The following is a 581-nucleotide window of genomic DNA, read 5'->3' on the forward strand; positions in this document are numbered from 1 at the left end:
TTAAATCAACTTTAAGGCTGGATGTCCAACGTTTCAAAAGTTCTTGAAGAATACGAGCGGTAGTTGATTTTCCTACCGCAACAGAGCCAGCAATCCCAATGATAAAAGGAGTTTTCCTAGTTCCTTCTTGATGTAAAAATTCTTGACGCTTATGAAAAAGTTCCTGTACTGCTTCAACATGACATGATAACAGACTCGATAAGGAAAGATAAATACGTTGTACTTCTTCAAGATTAATGGAAACATCGATGGAGCGTAAACGTTTAATTTCATCAAAAGTCAAAGTAAGGGGTGTATCTGCACGAAATTGAGACCATTCTTGTGCAGTAAAGATACGATAGGGTGAATATTTATCAGAAATGGATTTGACCAAGTTATCTTTCTGATCAATTTTTGAGAGGATAGTATCAATCATTTTATTGGTCGAGAACCTTTTTGCCGCAGTAATTGATTAAGGCTAGACAAGCAGGCATGTTTTATCTTCAAATGAATTTTATTTTGCATGTTGTCTTCTTTAAAAGTTGTCTTCTTTAAAATAAGAGATAAGCTTTCGTTAACTTATAGTCCAGTCATTCCAGTGT

1 pseudogene is annotated in these 581 nt (G+C 34.8%); it reads right to left on the reverse strand.

Annotation, left to right across the window (positions count from 1 at the left end):
* A pseudogene (locus ACFIML_RS09325) lies at positions 1-361 on the reverse strand (type I pantothenate kinase); the annotation flags it as partial.
* Between the last annotated feature and the right edge of the window lie 220 nt (positions 362-581).

It is taken from the genome of Bartonella sp. AC62GZZY (assembly GCF_042196525.1).
Classification (GTDB): Bacteria; Pseudomonadota; Alphaproteobacteria; order Rhizobiales; family Rhizobiaceae; genus Bartonella.